Source organism: Nocardia sp. BMG51109 (genome assembly GCF_000526215.1).
GTDB lineage: Bacteria > Actinomycetota > Actinomycetes > Mycobacteriales > Mycobacteriaceae > Nocardia.
The window spans coordinates 6,680,753-6,698,378 of sequence record NZ_JAFQ01000004.1 but is presented as its reverse complement, the minus strand read 5'-3'; the positions used below and the strand labels follow the sequence as shown (position 1 = coordinate 6,698,378).

Annotated in this window: 17 protein-coding genes; 9 read left to right on the top strand and 8 right to left on the bottom strand. The window is 69.9% G+C overall.

The features are described from left to right. Positions 1–35: 35 nt before the first annotated feature. From D892_RS0131600 to mtnC, 5 genes are all read left to right on the top strand, one after another. Positions 36–611: a TetR/AcrR family transcriptional regulator gene (locus D892_RS0131600; RefSeq protein WP_024805084.1), complete on the top strand. Its 576-nt coding sequence runs from the start codon at positions 36–38 to the stop codon at positions 609–611. 82 nt (positions 612–693) lie between these two features. Next, positions 694–1,233, top strand: coding sequence for a hypothetical protein (locus D892_RS0131595; RefSeq protein WP_198037032.1), 540 nt, complete (start codon positions 694–696; stop codon positions 1,231–1,233). Positions 1,234–1,383: 150 nt separating this feature from the next. After that, positions 1,384–3,105, top strand: a complete 1,722-nt coding sequence (locus D892_RS0131590; protein WP_024805082.1) for a bifunctional S-methyl-5-thioribose-1-phosphate isomerase/methylthioribulose 1-phosphate dehydratase — start codon at positions 1,384–1,386, stop codon at positions 3,103–3,105. A gap of 25 nt (positions 3,106–3,130) precedes the next feature. Continuing rightward, a complete protein-coding gene (locus D892_RS0131585) occupies positions 3,131–3,706 on the top strand; it encodes an acireductone dioxygenase (RefSeq protein ID WP_024805081.1) in 576 nt (191 codons plus the stop codon). Further along, complete coding sequence (gene mtnC, locus D892_RS0131580; protein ID WP_024805080.1) at positions 3,703–4,392, top strand: acireductone synthase; 690 nt, start codon at positions 3,703–3,705, stop codon at positions 4,390–4,392. Before D892_RS0131585 ends, mtnC begins: the two co-directional genes overlap by 4 nt. Positions 4,393–4,527: 135 nt before the next feature. On the opposite strand, the gene D892_RS0131575 is transcribed toward mtnC, so the two are convergent. From D892_RS0131575 to D892_RS0131565, 3 genes are all read right to left on the bottom strand, one after another. Continuing rightward, on the bottom strand, positions 4,528–5,097 hold the full coding sequence (locus tag D892_RS0131575) for an ATP/GTP-binding protein (protein WP_024805079.1): 570 nt from the start codon (positions 5,095–5,097) through the stop codon (positions 4,528–4,530). A gap of 179 nt (positions 5,098–5,276) precedes the next feature. Continuing rightward, positions 5,277–6,830 (bottom strand): succinic semialdehyde dehydrogenase, encoded by a 1,554-nt coding sequence (locus tag D892_RS0131570; protein WP_024805078.1) that lies wholly within the window; start codon positions 6,828–6,830, stop codon positions 5,277–5,279. Positions 6,831–6,918: 88 nt separating this feature from the next. Continuing rightward, complete coding sequence (locus D892_RS0131565) at positions 6,919–7,893, bottom strand: chlorophyllase (protein ID WP_232236215.1); 975 nt, start codon at positions 7,891–7,893, stop codon at positions 6,919–6,921. 200 nt (positions 7,894–8,093) lie between these two features. Here D892_RS0131565 and D892_RS0131560 point away from each other — a divergent pair, with 200 nt between their 5' ends. Beyond that, entirely contained in the window at positions 8,094–8,684 is a 591-nt protein-coding gene (locus D892_RS0131560) for a TetR/AcrR family transcriptional regulator (protein WP_024805076.1), read from the top strand. A 103-nt stretch (positions 8,685–8,787) separates the two neighbouring features. Here D892_RS0131560 and D892_RS0131555 read toward each other — a convergent pair whose 3' ends face one another. Continuing rightward, on the bottom strand, positions 8,788–9,801 hold the full coding sequence (locus tag D892_RS0131555) for a polysaccharide deacetylase family protein (RefSeq protein ID WP_024805075.1): 1,014 nt from the start codon (positions 9,799–9,801) through the stop codon (positions 8,788–8,790). A 114-nt stretch (positions 9,802–9,915) separates the two neighbouring features. On the opposite strand from D892_RS0131555, the gene D892_RS0131550 reads away from it, so the two are divergent. Continuing rightward, a complete protein-coding gene (locus tag D892_RS0131550; protein ID WP_232236214.1) occupies positions 9,916–11,517 on the top strand; it encodes a putative glycoside hydrolase in 1,602 nt (533 codons plus the stop codon). 61 nt (positions 11,518–11,578) lie between these two features. On the opposite strand, the gene D892_RS0131545 is transcribed toward D892_RS0131550, so the two are convergent. The 3 genes from D892_RS0131545 to D892_RS0131535 form a co-directional block, all read right to left on the bottom strand. Then, positions 11,579–12,010 (bottom strand): DUF779 domain-containing protein, encoded by a 432-nt coding sequence (locus tag D892_RS0131545; RefSeq protein WP_024805073.1) that lies wholly within the window; start codon positions 12,008–12,010, stop codon positions 11,579–11,581. A gap of 246 nt (positions 12,011–12,256) precedes the next feature. Further along, positions 12,257–13,777 carry an aldehyde dehydrogenase family protein gene (locus D892_RS0131540; protein ID WP_304413540.1) on the bottom strand — a complete coding sequence of 507 codons (1,521 nt, stop codon included), beginning with the start codon at positions 13,775–13,777 and terminating at the stop codon, positions 12,257–12,259. Between the two features lie 325 nt (positions 13,778–14,102). Further along, the gene (locus tag D892_RS0131535) at positions 14,103–15,434 is read right to left on the bottom strand and encodes a transcriptional regulator (RefSeq protein ID WP_369801784.1); all 1,332 of its coding nucleotides are present in this window, start codon (positions 15,432–15,434) and stop codon (positions 14,103–14,105) included. Here D892_RS0131535 and D892_RS0131530 point away from each other — a divergent pair. Further along, positions 15,433–16,308: a TIGR03621 family F420-dependent LLM class oxidoreductase gene (locus D892_RS0131530; RefSeq protein ID WP_024805070.1), complete on the top strand. Its 876-nt coding sequence runs from the start codon at positions 15,433–15,435 to the stop codon at positions 16,306–16,308. The two genes, D892_RS0131535 and D892_RS0131530, sit on opposite strands and share 2 nt — an antisense overlap. Before the next feature lie 26 nt (positions 16,309–16,334). Here the strand turns inward: D892_RS0131530 and D892_RS0131525 are convergent, their stop codons facing one another. Further along, on the bottom strand, positions 16,335–16,655 hold the full coding sequence (locus D892_RS0131525; RefSeq protein WP_024805069.1) for a hypothetical protein: 321 nt from the start codon (positions 16,653–16,655) through the stop codon (positions 16,335–16,337). 138 nt (positions 16,656–16,793) lie between these two features. On the opposite strand from D892_RS0131525, the gene D892_RS0131520 reads away from it, so the two are divergent. Next, positions 16,794–17,534 carry a M50 family metallopeptidase gene (locus D892_RS0131520; protein WP_232236213.1) on the top strand — a complete coding sequence of 247 codons (741 nt, stop codon included), beginning with the start codon at positions 16,794–16,796 and terminating at the stop codon, positions 17,532–17,534. The last annotated feature ends 92 nt before the right edge of the window (positions 17,535–17,626 follow it).

Here is a 17,626-nt window from a genome sequence, read left to right as displayed (position 1 = left end):
ACATGAATACCTGTAGCGACTGTTACAGTCAACCCGTGCCCAGACCCCTGGACCAAGCGCGTCGTGCCGAACTGCTGTCCGGAGTGATCGACTACATCGGCGACTTCGGGCTCACCGAGCTGTCCCTGCGCCCGCTGGCCGACTACCTCGGCACCAGCTCGCGCATGCTGATCCACTATTTCGGCAGCAAGGAGCAGATGCTGGTGTCCGCCTTGGAGACCCAGCGTCCGGATATCGCCGGGATGTTCGCCGACGTCGCCGACATCGCTGAGCTGCGGCGGCGGTTGATCGAGTCGTTCTGCCTGAACACCACCGGCAGCTGGGTGGGCAGTACTCGGGTATTGCTACAGGTGCTCGGGGTGGCCGCGGTTCCGGGCAGCCCGTTCCACGGATACGCCGAGGACGCGGTCCATATCGTCGTCGAAGCCGTGGCCGATGTCCTGCGCCGACTCGACCCCGACTGCCCGGATCCGGAATCGACTGCCACGGTACTGGTCTCCGGCATCCGCGGCCTGCTGCAGGACCGACTCGTCACCGGCGACAACACCCGAGTGTCCAAGGCCGCGCGGCTGCTCATCACGCAGATCCTGCAACCGCGCGCCACCGTCTGACGGACGGACTCATCGCGCCGACTCCTGGCGGGCGGGTCGACAACTTGTAGTCTGTCCGGACGATCGGCCGGAGTGGGGACGCGTGACACCAACCGAACTCGAATCACAAGGGGAGGGGCAGGTGTTCCGTGCACCGCCATCCCGGCCCAATTGGCTCGTGTGGGTTTTCCTGGTTCTGCTCGCGATCGGTGCCGTTCAACTGTTGGCGTCATGGCTCACCTCCGGCCTGCCCGATCAGATCGTCCTCGGAACATTGCTGACGCTGCTGGCTTTCGGCGGCATCCTGTGGCGTTTCCTCCTCGCCGGCCGCGCGGAATGGGCGGGATGGAAGACACCGGACACCCTGACCTTCGACTCCCACGGCCTGGGAATTCGCCACCGGAGCACGACGCTTCGGCTACCGTGGAGCGCCGTTCGGCGGATCGACGGCCGGGGAACCGGAGCGGAGTCGGACCGACTGCGGGTCTGGACCGTGGACGGCGACGTCCCGAAGCGGTTGCGCGGCAAGGACGGGGCAGCCGTGCTGATGGCATTCGGTGACGACTTTCCCCGAGAGGCCATCGCCGAGGCCGCCGCCCGTTTCGCCCCGCCGGGAGTGCGCGTTCGAATCCTCAGCGCTTGAAGGTCACTCGGGGACTGCTCCGCGATCACGGCGAGCGGAAACCTGGTGTATCCGGTGAGCTGGTGGTTCGATACGGTTTTCGGGTGATATGCCGTCGCGGTGGGTCGGCGGCCGGGGTGGCGGGATGGTCGATGTGTGAAGGTTGCGCGGATGGGTGAGAGTTCGGTCGCGTGGGTCGATGGGGCACTGGTGCTCCTCGATCAGCGGGCGCTGCCGCAGGAGGTGCGGCAGCTGCGGATCACGACCGTCGACGAGGTCATCGACGCGATCAAGACCCTGGCCGTGCGCGGTGCGCCCGCGATCGGTGTCGCGGGAGCGTTCGGCGTGGCGCTGGCCGCGGCGGCGCATCCCGGGGACGTCGAGGAGGTCGAGTCCGAGGCCGCCCGGATCGAGGCGGCCCGGCCGACGGCGGTCAATCTTGCCTGGGGCGTGCGGAGGGCGGTGGCACAGGTGCCGCAGGGCGCACGGGCCGTGCTCGACGAGGCGCTGGCGATGCTGGACGAGGACGGCCGGGTCAACCGCGCCGCCGCCACGCACGCTGCTGACCTGGTGCGGCGATTGTGTCCGGACCGGCCGCTGCGCCTCCTGACCCACTGCAATACTGGCCGCCTGGCCACCACGGCATTCGGTACCGCGCTCGGTGCGGTGCGCGTGCTGGCCGAGCGTGGCGCGGTCGAGAACGTGCTGGTCGACGAGACCCGCCCGCTCTTGCAGGGCGCCCGGCTGACCGCCTGGGAACTCGCCGAGGCCGGCATCCCGCATCGGCTGACGATCGATTCGGCGGCAGCGTGGGCGATGGCGACCGGACGGGTGGACTGCGTGATCGTGGGCGCCGACCGGATCGCCGCCGACGGCTCGGTGGCCAACAAGATCGGCACCTACGGGCTGGCGGTGGCTGCGCAGCGGCACGGGATTCCGTTCCTCGTCGTGGCGCCGGAGTCCACGCGCGATCCGCGCACCGCGACCGGCGCGGAGATCATCGTGGAAGAGCGTGCGGCAGAAGAGATCACACATGTCGGCGGCGTGGCGACCGCACCGGAGGGGACGGAAGCGTTCAATCCGGCTTTCGACGTGACCCCGCCGGACCTCGTGACCGCGGTCGTCACCGAGAACGGCATCGTGGGTGAGGTGAACGCGCCCGCCGGCGTGCCCGACCCGTTGCCCACCCGCACCGATCCGACCGGTCCGGGGAGCATCGCCGGCATCGCAACGAATGTGGTTGCGACACCGGGGGAATCCCCGCCCCCGGTTCGCACGGCCGAATCCGACGACGAGCCGGCGGTCGCGGAGCGGATCGCCGCGATGGCGCGCGGTCTCTACACACGCGGGTGGATGCCGGGCACGGCGGGAAATATCTCCGAACGGTCGGGGGAGCGCGCGGTGGTCACGGGCAGCGGGCTGTCCAAGGGCGAACTGACGGCGGCCGACATGGTCACGGTGAATATCGCCGATTCCGAACCGGTTTCGGGCACCCGGCGCCCCTCGGCGGAGACGACGATCCACACGGCCGTCTATCGGGCGACCGACGCGGAGGCCGTCGTACACGTGCATCCACCCCATGCCACCGCGTGCTCGACGGGAGCCGCGGAGTCCCTGCGTTTCGCCGGGTACGAGCTGATCAAGGGCCTGGGCGCCGCGAAAGCCGCTGATAGAATCGACATTCCGGTATTCGCCAACCACCCCGACGTGCCGCGCATCGGTGCCGATATCGAGCGTCACCTGGCCGAGCATCCGGATGCCCCGCCGGTGCTGTTCATCACCGGCCACGGCATCACCGCATGGGGCGCCACCCTGGCACAGGCTCGCGACAGGGCGGAATGCCTGGAGGCGATGTGCGAGCTGGTGGCGCTGACCGGCCGGCACGAGATCTGATCCCGAGTTCCGAGGAGCAACCGCTGTGACACTGCTGCAGATCATGGCCGACGACGACGCCGGGGAGGTGCGGCTGCGCACCGGCGACGCGTCGGTCATCGGCACCGAACTGGCCGGGCGCGGCATCGAATTCGACCGCTGGCCGGCCATGTCCGGCCTCGGCGCGCACATCCCGAACGAGGACATCCTCGCCCACTACGCCGACCGGATCGCCGAACTCAATGCCGACGGCCGCTACCGGCATATCGACCTGGCCCGGCTGCAACCCGACGACGCCGATCCGCAGTGGTCCGCGAAGGCCGAGGCGGCGCGCGGGAAGTTCCTGTCCGAACACCGGCACGCCGAGGACGAGGTGCGGTTCTTCGTCACCGGCCGCGGATGTTTCTATCTGCACCTGGAACCGGAGGTGGTGGCCGTGGTGTGCGAGGGCGGCGATCTGGTGTCGGTGCCCGCCGGCACCCGGCACTGGTTCGATATGGGCACCCGCCCCGATTTCGTGGCCGTGCGGTTCTTCGAGGAGGAGGACGGCTGGATCGGCGACTTCACGGGGGATGAGATCGGCGCGCGGTTCCCGGCCCTCGACGAGCTGATCGCCGCGTGATCACCACGATCGTCGTCGACATCGAGGGCACGACCAGCCCGGCGAGTTCGGTGCGCGAGGGCCTGTACGGCTATACGCGGCAACGACTTCCGCAGTGGCTGGCCGACAACCGGGACGATGCCGCCGAGCCCGTGCTGGCGGGCGCCCGCGAGCTGGCCGACCGGCCGGACGCCGGGCCGGCCGAGGTGGCCGAGATCCTGCTCGACTGGCTGGATTCCGACGTGAAGGCCGAACCATTGAAGGCCGCGCAGGGCCTGATCTGCGCGGAGGGCTTCCGCAGCGGAGCGCTGCACGGCGAATTCTTCCCGGACGCGCCGCCCGCCCTGCGGTCCTGGCATGCCGCGGGCACGGCGCTGTTCGTGTACTCGTCGGGTTCGGTGCGCAATCAACAGGATTGGTTCGCCTTCGCCCGCGGCGGCGAACTGGCCTCGTTGATCGACGGCTGGTTCGATCTGGTGAACGCGGGCGGCAAGCGGCAGCCGGATTCCTACGAGAAGATCGCCGGGGCCATCGGGGTGCCGGCGGACCGACTGCTGTTCCTGTCGGATCACCCCGACGAGCTGGATGCGGCGCGCGCGGCCGGATGGCATGTGCTGGGCGTCACCCGGCCCGGCGAGCCGAATTCTCCTCGCCCCCCGCACCGTTGGATCGAGTCGTTCGCCGAGGTCGAGGTTCCGGGCGCCTGAGCGCACCCGGACAACGGGGATCGCCCCCGGAAGTGGCGCCGGGTGGCACGCGGTGCAAGTCCGCATGCGGTGCCGAATCGCACCGTGTCGCCGAATTGCACCGTGTTGCCGAATTGCGCCGGGTGCCCGCCCTGTTCAGACCGCGGTCGCGGTGGTGCGCAGGATCAGATGCTCCACCAGCGTCATCAGCACCGCCCGGCAGGAGGCGCGGTCGCGGGCGTCGCACGGCACCACCGGAACCTTCGGATCGAGATCCAGGGCGTCGCGAACCTGCTGGACGGTGTAGGGCGGCGAATCGTCGAAACGGTTCACCGCCACCGTGAACGGCAGACCGCGGCGTTCGAAGAAGTCGATGCCCGCGAAGGAATGTTCCAGCCGGCGGGTGTCGGTGACGACGATCGCGCCCAGCGCGCCGCGCGCCAACTCGTCCCACACGTACCAGAACCGGTCCTGGCCGGGAGTGCCGAACAGGTAGAGCACCAGGTTCCGGTCGATGGTCAGGCGGCCGAAATCCAGTGCGACCGTGGTCGTCTTCTTGTCCTCGATGCCCGACAGGTCGTCGATGCCGGTGGACAGTTCGGTGACCACTTCTTCGGTATGTAGCGCGGGAACCTCGCTGATCGAGGAGACCATGGTGGTCTTGCCGACGCCGAAGCCGCCGGCGATCAGGATCTTGACCGACGCGGCGCGCGGCGCCGCGGACATCGTTTCAGGCACGGTGTATTTCTACAGCTTTCGCAATCCGTCGAGTACTGCTCGCGGCCGGGTCATCTCGGAAGAGACGATACCGACTCGGGTTCCCGGTGGCCTGCAATGCAATACACGTGTTATCGCCGGTGCCGAGAACAGTACCGTCCGGTCGCGTGCGTTCGATGACCGGGGGATCAGCGGCCGGGCAGGAACCGGAGGCTGCGGGCGATGCCCATCAGCAGCCGCTGCCACTTGTCCTGCGGAACACCCCACGGCGCATCGAGATTCATCAGCCGCGTCACCACGACGGTCTGCGGTTCGGTGAACTTCAGCAGCCCGTCGGGGCCGTGCCGGCGGCCGACGCCGGAGATGCCCATGCCGCCCATCGGCGCGCCGGTGGTGCCCCAGGCCGGGGCGTAGCCCTCGTCGATGCAGACAGTGCCGGCGTGCAGGCGTTCGGCGATGCGCTCGCCCTCGGCGGTGCTCGCCGCCCACACACTCGCGTTCAGGCCGTACTCCGTATCGTTGGCGAGCCGGACGGCCTCCTCCGCATCGGCGACGGGGTAGATCGACACCAGCGGCCCGAAGGTCTCGTTGCGTCCGCACGCCATGGTGTCGGTGACGTCGGCGAGCACCGTCGGCTCGAAGAACAGCGGCCCGATATCGGGGCGGGCGTTGCCGCCGGCGAGCACCCGGGCGCCCTTGGAGGTGGCGTCGGCGACGTGCTTGGTGACCGTCTCCAGCTGTGCCTCGGAGATCAGCGAGCCGATATCGGCCGAATGGTCGTAGGCGGCACCGAGTTTCGCCGCCTGCACCGCGGCCACGAACTTGTCGGTGAACTCCTCGGCCACCGACCGCTCGACATACAGCCGCTCGATCGAGATGCAGAGCTGGCCGGCGTTCGAGAAACAGGCCCGCACCGCGGCCTTGGCGGCCTTGTTCAGGTTCGCGCCGCGGGTCACGATCATCGGGTTCTTGCCGCCGAGTTCGGCGGAGAACCCGATCAGCCGCTTACCGCATTGTTGCGCCAGCGCGCTGCCGGTTTCCGAGGAGCCGGTGAACATCAGGTAGTCGCAGGAGTCCACGATCGCGGTGCCGACGACCGTGCCCGGTCCCGGAACCACTTGCAGCAGATCCTGCGGCAGGCCCGCGCGCCGCAGCAGTTCCGCGTTCGCCAGCGAGGAGTACGGCGTCTGACTGTCGGGCTTCACGATCACCGCGTTACCGGCCAGCAGCGCCGGGATCGAGTCGCCGATCGACAGCAGCATCGGATAGTTCCACGGCGCGATCACCCCGACCACACCCTTGGGCTGGGTGCGCACCGCGGCGCGGTTGAGGACCGGGAACGCGCCGGGAACCCGGTGCGGTGCAAGGAGTTGCGGTGCGACACGGGAGAAGTACCGGGCCGCGAACATCAGGCCCATGATCTCTTCCTGCGCCGCCCAGCGGGCCTTGCCGGTCTCGGCCTGGATGACGTCCATCAGGTGTTCGCGGTGGTCCACCACCAGCTGCCGGTAACGTTCCAGCACCGCGGCACGCTCCTCGACCGGCCGTGCGGCCCAGAGCCGCTGCGCGGCCCGCGCCCGGCCGAACGCCGCCTCGACATCGGCGGTGGTGCCGACCGGGACCTCGCCCAGCGGATTGCCGGTGAACACTTCCGTGATCGTGCGCGTCGCGTGATCTTCGGCGGCATCCACGGCCGCGAACTCCCGCAGACGCTCGAATACGGCGGCTTCCGGCAGGGGCATCGTCGTCTCCTACTTGTCAGTAACTTGGCGGTACAGACAATCTACCCCGCCGCGTGCCGGACGCCTACCGCCTTGTCACGGGTCCCTGTCAGGGGAACGGAACGTCGGCCGTCCGTGTTTCCTTGGATTCGATGCGGCCCAGCGCCTCTTCGTCGTCGGTCAGGGCCGCGCGGACCGTGCGCCAGCCGTCGTCCTCGACGCCGAGGGCGTGGCGGAGGTAGGCCCAGGTGGTGCGCTGGATCAGGGCGACTCGCTCGGGGCTCTCGTCGGTCGTCTCGGCGGCCTCGTAGCCGGGGATCCCGCCGAGCGAATGTTCCGCCCCGAACACCGTGAGCAGGCTCTTGCGGCCCGGGCTGAAGACGTACGGGTCGGTCAGCCACTCCGGCCCCCGGACCGACATCGGCGAGTCGTCCCGGTCGCCCGCGACCACGAGGGCCGGCGTGGTCATCCGGTCGAAACTCGGGTTCATGAACGGGAAGTGCTCGGCGGCGTACGGGCTCAGATCGGCCCCGCCGTGCCCGGCCGTGGCAAGCAATACGCCCGCCTTGACGCGCGGGTCCGACAGGTCTTCGGACTCGCCGGTCTGCGGGTCGCGGATCCGCCCGCCCAGCAGGGCGCTCGTCGTCTGCCCGCCGAAAGAGTGCCCGGCCGCGGCGATGCGGTCGCGGTCGAGGCGCCCGCCGAGTCCGGGGACGGCGGCCTCCAGCAGGTCGAGGTGGTCGAGGATGCCCGTCACGTCGTCGACTCGCAGCCGCCAGATGTGTGGCGTACGGGGATCGTCGGACGGAAGGTCGACCGTCCGCGAGTCGAGATGCGTGGGCTGGACGACCACGAAGCCGTGCGCGGCCCAGAAGTCGGTGAGGGGTTCGTAGGCGTGCAGCGACGAGCCGAAGCCGTGCGAGAAGACGATGATCGGCAGCTGCCGTCCGGCCGTCGGTGCGGACACGCGGACCTGGAGTTCGGTGCCGCGGCCCGGGGCCGGCACCACGACGGGCTGCACGGAGACGACCGACGAGGATGCGCCGGCGGCCACATTTCTCATCGCCGTGATCGATTCGCTCATGGAACTTCTTTCCTGCGAGGCGGGCACCAGCGCATGGGGTGGTCGCCGGATGCTCGATCTGACATCATGAATAAACGGAACGCTGTCCCGATTGACGATACGGGACACTGTCCCGTTTGGCAATGGCGGTGTTGAGATGCCATCGGCAACGGCGGTGTCGAGCGGCCGTTGGCAATGGCGGCGGCGAAGGGACGGGCGTAGTGGGCGACGACGAGCGGGACGAGGGGCGTGCGGACCGCCCGAAACGGGCGGATGCGCGGCGGAACAAGGAGACGCTGCTCGACGCGGCCGCCACGGTCTTCGTCAGGTCGGGCGTGGAGGCGCCGATTCGGGATATCGCGGCGGAGGCCGGGGTCGGGACGGCGACGATCTACCGGCACTTCCCGGCGCGCGCGGATCTCATCGTCGCCGTCTACCGGCATCAGGTCGAGGAGCTCGCCGAGGCCGAGCCCGAACTGCTGGCGTCCAGCGCGACACCCTATGCGGCGCTGGAGAAGTGGATCGACCTGTTCGTCGATTTCGTGGTCACCAAGCAGGGACTCGCGAGCGTGTTGCAGTCCGACGATCCCTGTTTCGATCCGCTGCACTCGTACTTCGTCGACCGGCTCGTGCCGGTCTGCGCCCGATTGCTCGGTGCCGCAGCGGATTCCGGGGAGATCCGCTCGGATCAGGACGCCTACGAGCTGATGCGCGGTGTCGGCGGGCTGTGCGCGGGTGCGGGGGAGCATCTCCGGTACGACGCCCGGCGACTCGTCCGGCTCCTCGTCGCCGGGTTGCGCCGAACGCAGTGACCGGCATGGGTTTCGACGGGGCGGCCGTACGGCCGGGGGGGGAGCTGACGGTCGGGCTTCTCGGCGTGGGCTGCGCCGAGCGGGGAGTGCGGCCCGCCGGTGATCAGTACGGCTGGGCGCGGGAGGACCAGCGGGCGGCAAGATCGCCAGCAGCGTTGTGCGGGAAGGAGATTCGCTGCGGGTCTCCGTCGGAGGTGTAGCACTGATCGGGGTGGGCGGCGAGGTGGTCGAGCCAGTAGGCGGAGTCGAAGGGGACCTCGCCGGGGCCGGAGCGGATACGGGGAACCTCGGTCGGATCGACCGGCCCGTACGGGGAGGGGGCGGGGTTCGAGCCGACCAGCATGACGGCGTCGAAGGAGTACGGCGTGCCGTCCCAGTTCCCGGCGGTGGCCAGGGCGGGATCGTCGGGCGAGGCGCCGAGCGGCAAGGCCATGGTGCGGACGGCGGTGCCGGGGACGGCGGCCGCGATGGTGCGCACGTTGAGGGCCAGTTCGCGCTGCACGCCGGCGGCGTCGAGGCCGCCGAGGTCGGCGTGGGTGGCGGTGTGGGCGCCGATCTCGTCGCCGTGGGCGGCCAGCCACGGCAGCGCCCGGGGGTCGTCGCCGAACATGTCGTCGGTGACGTAGAAGGTGGCCTTCGCGGGGAAGTCCGGGTGGCGGGCCGAGAAGTCGGCGAGGATGCCGATGACGCTGTCGGGTGCCGGTGTGCCGTCGGGGGCGAAGGACACCTGGCTGACCGTCGAATCGTCGAAGGTCAGCACGACCGGATGGGTGCCGGCGGGAATGTCGACGTCGCCGGCGATGTATTGCGCGGCGGTCACCGGCCGGTAGCCCTCGCGATACAGCCGGTCCAGTTCGGCGCGGAACTCGTCCGGTGTCTGGTCGTAGCCGCCGCTCGGCGTCCGGCTCAGCTGGTGGTACATCAGGATCGGCACCAGGCCCAGTTCATTGGCGCCGACAGCGGCCGGATCGGGCGGGGGCGGCGGCATCGGAGCGGGCGGTGCGGGTGCGGCATCGGGGACCGGCTCCGCCGGTGTGCCGCCGCAGGCGGTGATCGTCAGCGCGGTGATCACGAGTATCGCCAAACCGGACAGGACGGTGCCACGCTTCCTCACCATCACGTCAACATTACGTACTGCCAACGATTTTCGTGTGCGTCTCGAAAAGTCGAGTCGAAACCCGTTCGCACTGCTGATAGTGAGGGGGAGGTCTATCGAGAGTTGGTGTGTGCGTTGCTGAAGCGACTCCCCACCCGGGGACAGGGACGGCTGATGGTGATGGCGGTGCTGCTGATCGCGGTGCTGCTCGTGTCCGGTACGACGATCGGGGCATCGGTGTCGAAACCGTCGGGCCTGCCGCTGTCGGGGTTACCCGGCGGGCCGGTCGGCGCGGCCGCGCTGGGTTCGCTGGAGTTATCGATCGACGCGCGCGGGCACGATCCGCACGCGGTGCACCTCACGCTCGACGGGCGGCCGGTCGCGGGCGAAATCGTCGGTGACACCGTGCGATTGCGCCCCGGTAACCTCGCCGACGGCGGGCACACGGTGACCGCCGAGATCGCGCCCGGCGGGCTGTTCGGCTGGATGCGGCGGGGTCCGGGCGTGACGAGGACGTTCACCGTCGACACCACCCCGCCGGGGCTGGATGTGGCCGAGTCGCAGCCGGTGTCGTCCTACCGGCAGCCGGTCACCGTGCGCGGCACGGCCCCCGGGGCCCAGCGGATCTCGGTCGGCACCGCCTCGGTGGCACCGGACTCGAAGGGAGCGTTCGCGATCACGACGCCGCGCGCTCCGGTCGGCGCGTCCGTCGTAGCGGTCGACGCGGCGGGCAACACCACGACGCGGCAGGCCGACTCGTCGGTCGCGGTGCCGCGCATGAAGGCGGTGCACGTGACCGCGTACGGCTGGGCCGACGAAGGGCTGCGCGAGGGCGTGCTCGCGATGGCCCGCGAGGGCCGGATCAACACCGTCGAACTCGATATCAAGGACGAGGACGGCGTGGTCGGCTACGCCTCCGATGTTCCGCTGGCCCGGGAGACGGGGGCCGCCGCCGGAATCTACGACGCCCGTGCCGCGCTGAAGACGCTGCACGACATGGGAATACGGGTCGAGGGCCGGATCGTGGCGTTCCGCGATCCGGCGCTGGCCGGCTGGGCGTGGGGCAGCGGCCGCCCGGACTGGGTCGTGCAGAATCCGGGCGGCGCGCCCTACTCCAGCGGGTACGGCGCGATCGCCTTCACCAACTTCGCCAGCCCCGGCGTGCGGCGGTACAACATCGACCTGGCCGCCGAGGCGGCCCGGCTGGGGTTCGACGGGGTCATGTACGACTACGTCCGGCGACCGGACGGCCCGATGGACGGCATGCGGTTCGCGGGGCTGGCCGATCAGCCCAGCCGGTCGATCGCGGAATTCCTGCGGGAGAGCCGCGATCCGGTGCGTGACTCGGGTGCCGCGCTCGGTGCGGCCGTCTTCGGCATAGCGGTCACGCGGCCCGAGCAGATCGCACAGGACATCCGGATGATGGCGCAGCACGTGGATTACGTTGCGCCGATGGTGTATCCGTCGCACTGGGGTCCCGGCGAGTACGGGGTGGCCGATCCGAACGCGCAGCCCTACGACATCGTCGCACGGTCGCTGCCGGAGTTCCGGGCGCAGACCGAGGGCACCGGGGCCAAGGTGATCCCGTGGCTACAGGACTTCAGCCTGGGCGTGAACTACGGGGACAACGAGGTCCGGGCACAGATCGATGCGGCGGCCGCGGCGGGCGTCGACAGCTTCCTGCTGTGGAATCCGTCGGTGCGCTACCACGCCGGTGCGGTCGCGCCCGACCTGTGACGGGCACGGTCGTCACCGTTGCGGTCGGGTGCGACCATGGACCGTCGTCAGGTCCGAGTGACTACGTTCCCGAGTCTGCTCCCGTGCGCGGCGGGTCTGCCTCCAGCGCTTCGACTTCCGCGTCCGACAGCAGCCGGGAGCGGATCAGGAACCGCACGCCGTCGGGCGCCTCCAGCGAGAAGCCGCTGCCGCGCCCGGGCACCACGTCCACGGTGAGATGGGTGTGCCGCCAGTATTCGAACTGGTCGGCGCTCATCCAGAACGGCGTGCCGCCCGGCAGCTCGCCGAGCAGCACATCGGCCGCGCCGACCCGGAACTCGTTGCGCGGGTAGCACATCGGCGAACTGCCGTCGCAACAACCGCCGGATTGATGGAACATCAGCGGCCCGTGCCGCCCGGCCAGCTCGTCGAGCAGCCGGGCGGCATCCTCGGTGATCCCGATCCGTGAAACCTCTTCGCTACCAGTAGTTCCGGCGTCACCTGCACCCGTCATTCCAGCATCACCTGTACCCCATGATTCCGGCGTCGCCTGTAGTCTCATTCGGGCTCCACCTGTACGCCATCATTCCGGCGCGCCTCGAGCCGGAATCCACCGCGATCCCGGCCGACCGCACGCCGGAATGACGAGGTCGGCCGGTTGCCCGGGGCGACGATGCTGGGCGACTGCCGCAAGGGCAGGCCGGGCGACCGACGGGCCCGAGGACCCCCGGATAGGTGTTCCGGGAACGGCGGAGTCCCATCAGAAGAATCCGAGTTTCCGCGGCGAGTAGCTCACCAGTAGGTTCTTGGTGTTCTGGTAGTGCTCCAGCATCATCTTGTGGTTCTCGCGGCCGATGCCGGACTTCTTGTAGCCGCCGAAGGCGGCGTGCGCCGGATAGGCGTGGTAGCAGTTGGTCCACACCCGCCCGGCCTTGATGGCGCGGCCCAGCCGGTAGGCGGTGTTCATATCCCGCGTCCACACGCCGGCGCCGAGGCCGTACAGCGTGTCGTTGGCGATGCCGATGGCCTCGTCGGTGCTGTCGAACTTCGTCACCGACACCACCGGCCCGAAGATCTCCTCCTGGAACACTCGCATGTCGTTGCGGCCCTCGAAGATCGTCGGCTCGATGTAGTAGCCGTTGGGGAAGCCGTCGACCTTGCGCATCTCGCCGCCGGTGAGCACGCGCGCGCCCTCCTTGCGGCCGATATCGATGTAGGACAGGATTTTCTCGTACTGATCGTTGCTGGCCTGCGCCCCGAGCATGGTCTCCTCGTCGAGGGGGTTGCCGCCCTTGATGTTTCGGGTGCGCTCGAGGCAGCGCGCCATGAACTCGTCGTAGATCGAGGAGTGCACGAGCGCCCGCGACGGGCAGGTGCACACCTCGCCCTGGTTGAGGGCGAACATCACGAAGCCCTCCACGGCCTTGTCGAGGAAGTCGTCGTCGGCGGCGGTGACGTCGGGCAGGAAGATGTTGGGGCTCTTGCCACCCAGTTCCAGGGTGACGGGGATGATGTTCTCGCTGGCGTACTGCATGATCAGCCGGCCGGTGGTGGTCTCGCCGGTGAACGCCACCTTCGCCACCTTCGGGCTGGACGCCAGCGGCTTGCCCGCCTCGACGCCGAAACCGTTGACCACGTTGACGACTCCGGCCGGCAGCAGATCGGCGATCAACTCGACGACCAGCAGCAGCGAGGCCGGAGTCTGCTCGGCGGGCTTGATGACCACGCAGTTGCCCGCCGCCAGCGCCGGGGCCAGCTTCCAGGCGGCCATCAGGATCGGGAAGTTCCACGGGATGATCTGGCCGACGACGCCCAGCGGCTCGTGGAAGTGATACGCGATGGTGTCGGCGTCGACCTCCGACAGACTGCCCTCCTGGGCGCGGATGGCGCCGGCGAAGTACCGGAAGTGATCCACGGTCAGCGGCAGGTCGGCGGCGAGTGTCTCGCGCACCGCCTTACCGTTCTCCCAGGTCTCGGCGACGGCGAGACGCTCCAGGTTGGCCTCGATCCGGTCGGCGATCTTGTTCAGTACGGCGGCGCGCTCGGTCGTCGAGGTGGCGCCCCAGGCGTCGGCCGCGGCATGCGCGGCGTCGAGTGCGCGGTCGATGTCGGCGGCCGTGGAACGGGCGACCTCGCAGAAGGTTTCGCCGTCGACAGGGGAGGGATTCTCGAAATAGCGGCCCTCGGCCGGGGCCACCCAGTCGCCGCCGATGAAATTGTCGTAGCGGCGGGCGAATTCGACGATGCTGCCGGCGGTTCCGGGCTTGGCGTAGATCATGATTGCTCGCTCCATTCCAGTCGGCGGGCGAGTGCGCGGCATTGCGGGCGCCGGCCGCCCTTCGTGCTCGATGCTCGCGCCGCCGGACGATCGGTGGTGACGGGCGTCACTATGGACCGGGGTGGTTGGCGCTAGGTTGGCGGCCGGTACGGAGGCGGCGCTGTGGCGTGCCGACTGTCTTCCGGCGGAATCTCGGGGATTCCGGCCACAGAGCGTCGGATTTGACGGGGAACGTTGGCGGCGGGATGACGGGGTGGGTTGGAGTCCGAATGATGGGAGGGTCGGCGTGCGATCGGCAGGGTGGCGCCGCGCGGGGGAGGCAGGCCGATCAGTCGTGCAGGGCGGTGTGCAGGCGGGCGGTGACGACCGCGCGGCGGGGGTCGCCGGACGAGAGCAGGCGCAGGGCGTGCTCGTGGATCTCGGCATCGTCGGGGCAGCGGGCGCCGAGGGCCACGGCATAGGCGGCCGAGCCGCTGTTCAGCACCGCCGCGCGCAGCCCGACGGCCAGGTGGTCGCGCCACCGCGCGATGCCCGGGGTGTCGGAACCGGGCAGCAGCGGACCCCGGTACAGCCGCAGCGCGGCGGCGAGATCGCCGGTGGCGACCGCGCCGAGCAGATCCACCGCATCGCAGGAGATCGGCCGTGCCAGCGCATAGCGGCGGCTGGTGATGTCGCCGCCGGTCGCGTTGCGCAGGTGCGAGACGTCGGCCTTCAGCGTCGACGCCGACACGGGACGATCACCGTAGACGGCCGCGTGCAACTGACCGGGAGTGAAGCCCTCGGGTTCGAGCGCCAGCAGCGTCAGGATCTCGATCTGCCTGGGCCGCAACCGAACCGGGCCGCCGGCCCGGGTGAGCGAGGCATCACCGAGGCAGCGCAGCCGGATATCGGGCTCGCCACCGGCCCCGGCCTGCGACAGCTCGGCGGGTAGCCGCGACTCGATCGCCGTCACCAGCGCCCGCACCGTCGACATGGCCAGCGGGTGCGAGCGGTCCCAGGTGGTGGACAGGTCCAGCACGCCCAGCCGCTGCCCGTCGGTGGCGTGGATCGGCGCGCAGTAGCAGACCCAGCCGTGCAGGGCCGCCACCAGATGCTCGGCGGAGAACACCGTGCTCGGCTCGCCGGTGCGCAGCGCCAGCGACAACGCGTTGGTGCCCATGTGGGTCTCGTCCCAGCGGCCGCCGGGCGCGAAGTTCACCTGTTCGGCGCGGCGGCGCATCACCCGGCCGCCGCACGACCACAGGATGGTGCCCCGCTCGTCGGTGACCGCGGCGACGAATCCGGAATCGTCGGCGATGCTGCGCAGATCGTCGGCGAGATCGGTGACCGGCTCGCGTAGCGGGGAATGTGCCCAGCGCGAGACGATCTCGGCGTCGTCGGCGGGCGCGGCCGGGCAGGCCGGATCGACGGTGGGCAGCGAGCGCCGCCACGACTGCACCACCTCGCGGCGCAGCACGGTCTGCCCGGCGGGCACCGCGTGTGCCGGGGCCCACCGGGCCCACTCCTGCTCCAGGGCCGCGCGCCGCTGGGACAGGGTGCCGATCTGGGGCATCGCAACGACCTCGTCATCCGGGTAGTGCCAGCGCCTCCCCATGATTGCGCACGGCGCGCCGCGGCGGGCGGAAATACCGCGGACCGTGGGGCGGTTGACACCGATCATGAGCGCTCCCTTTCGTTTCGGTGTCAACCTGCTCGCGGCCGAGTCCCGCGCGGAGTGGATCGAAAAATGCCGCAGGGCAGAGGAACTCGGCTACGACGTGATCAGCGTTCCGGATCATCTCGGACTGATGGCACCGCTGCCGGGCATGCTGCTGGCTGCCGAGGCGACCGAGCGGGTGCGGATCAACACCTTCGTGCTCAACGCCCCCTTCTACAACCCGGTGCTGCTCGCCCGCGACCTGGCGACGGTGGACCTGCTCAGCGGCGGCCGGGTCGAGGTCGGCCTCGGAGCGGGCTACGTGGCGGCCGAATTCGAGGCCGCCGGTATCCCGTTTCCTCGTGCCGGACAGCGGGTGGACGCGGTCGCCGAGACGGCGGCCACGCTGCGGCGGCTCTACGCCGATCCGGAGTACCGGCCGCGCCCGGCGCAGGCGGGCGGGCCGCCGCTGCTCATCGCCGGCTGGGGCGACCGGCTGCTGCGGGTGGCCGCCGAGCACGCGGACGTCGTGGCGTTCACCGGTGGCACGGCGGCCGACAGCGGGCACGTCACGGCCGGCTCGGCGGAGACGGTCGCGCAGCGCGTCGAGTACGTGCGCGGACTGCTCGGCGATCGAGCCGACCGCGTGGAGTTCAACCTCCTGTTGCAGGCGGTCGCGCCGGCCGACGAGCGCGCGGAACTGCTCGAGCGTGTCGCGGCGCACCTGCCGCCCGGGGGCGCCGATGCCCTCGACGACATCCCCATCGTGCTGATCGGCTCGCCCGACGAGATGGCCGACCGGCTGCGCGAACGCCGCAAGCGCTACGGGTTCAACTACATCACGGTGCTCGAACCGGAGATGGAGAAGTTCGCGCCGGTGATCGAGCGGCTGCGCTGACGAGTCCTACTCGGTGCAGGCGAGTCCTACTTGTTGAAGAAGATCCCGGCGACGTCGGCGTTCTCGATCGGGGTGTCGGCGTTGCGCTGATTGCCGCACAGGAATTCGACGGCGGCGATCGTCAGGTCGACCTGGGTGCCCGACGGCTCGTTCTCGGTGCCGGTCTGTTCCTTGACGAATTTCGTGACGGTGGTGCGTTTGGTGTCCTGATCCTGTTTCACATAGTCGCCGCACGGCGTGTCGCCGCCCTTGTTCAGAGCTTTCTCGACATCGCCGCATCCGCTGAGAAGTGCTGTGGCGACGGCGAATCCGGCGACACCTGCGGCGGGCCATCGCGGCGATTTCATCCGACTTCTCCTCGATCTGTCGTGCGGGGGTGTGCCCGGCGGGCCGAACGGTCGCCGCCCAGCCTAGAGGGTGGCCCGCGCGATCGTCCTCGCGAACCGGAGGGTGCGGGTGGGGCGGTGCACGGATAGTCTGCGGCGGTGTATTTGTCGGAGTGGGCCAGTTCGGCGTCGTCGGTGACGGATCGGTTGAGTGAGGTGTCGCCGCCGCCACCGCTGTGGGTGGTGGTGGCGACGGGGGTGGCGGCGCTGGTGCTGGTGTCGTATCCGCCGGTGTGGCGGGTGCTGCGGACCATCGTGACGATCGCGCACGAAGTCGGCCACGCGGTGGTGGCGGTGCTGACCGGGCGCACGCTGCGCGGCATCCGGCTGCACTCGGACACCTCCGGGGTGACGGTGTCGCGCGGAAAGCCCTACGGGCTGGGCATGATCCTGACGACGATGGCCGGATATCCCGCGCCGTCGGCGGTGGGTCTCGGCTGTGCGGCGCTGCTCGGCGTCGGCCGTCTCACGCTGATGCTGTGGGTGGTGGTGGCCGCGCTCGCGATACTGCTGTTCGTGATCCGCAACCTGTTCGGGTTCCTCGCCGTGGTGGTCACCGGGGCGGTCACGCTGGGCGTGTCCTGGTACGGAACCGTGGTGTGGCAGGGCGTCTTCGGTTACGCGGTGGCGTGGTTCCTGCTGATCGGGGGATTGCGCGCGGTGGTGGAATTGCAGCGGGTGCGAGTTCGCGGTGACGGCTCCGACGCCGATCAACTGGCGAACCTGACCCGGCTGCCGGGCCTGCTGTGGGTCGTCGTGTTCGCCGCCGCCTCGCTCGCCGCGCTGATCGCGGGCGGGGGCCTGCTGCTGGGGCCGCTGCCTCAGGTGAATTTCACCTGATCCGCGCGGCGTCCGATCCGGGTGCGCCCGTTCGTCTTCGGCACGTGTGCTCGGAGCCGATCGGCACCCGCTCTCGGGTCGGCCGGCGCGTG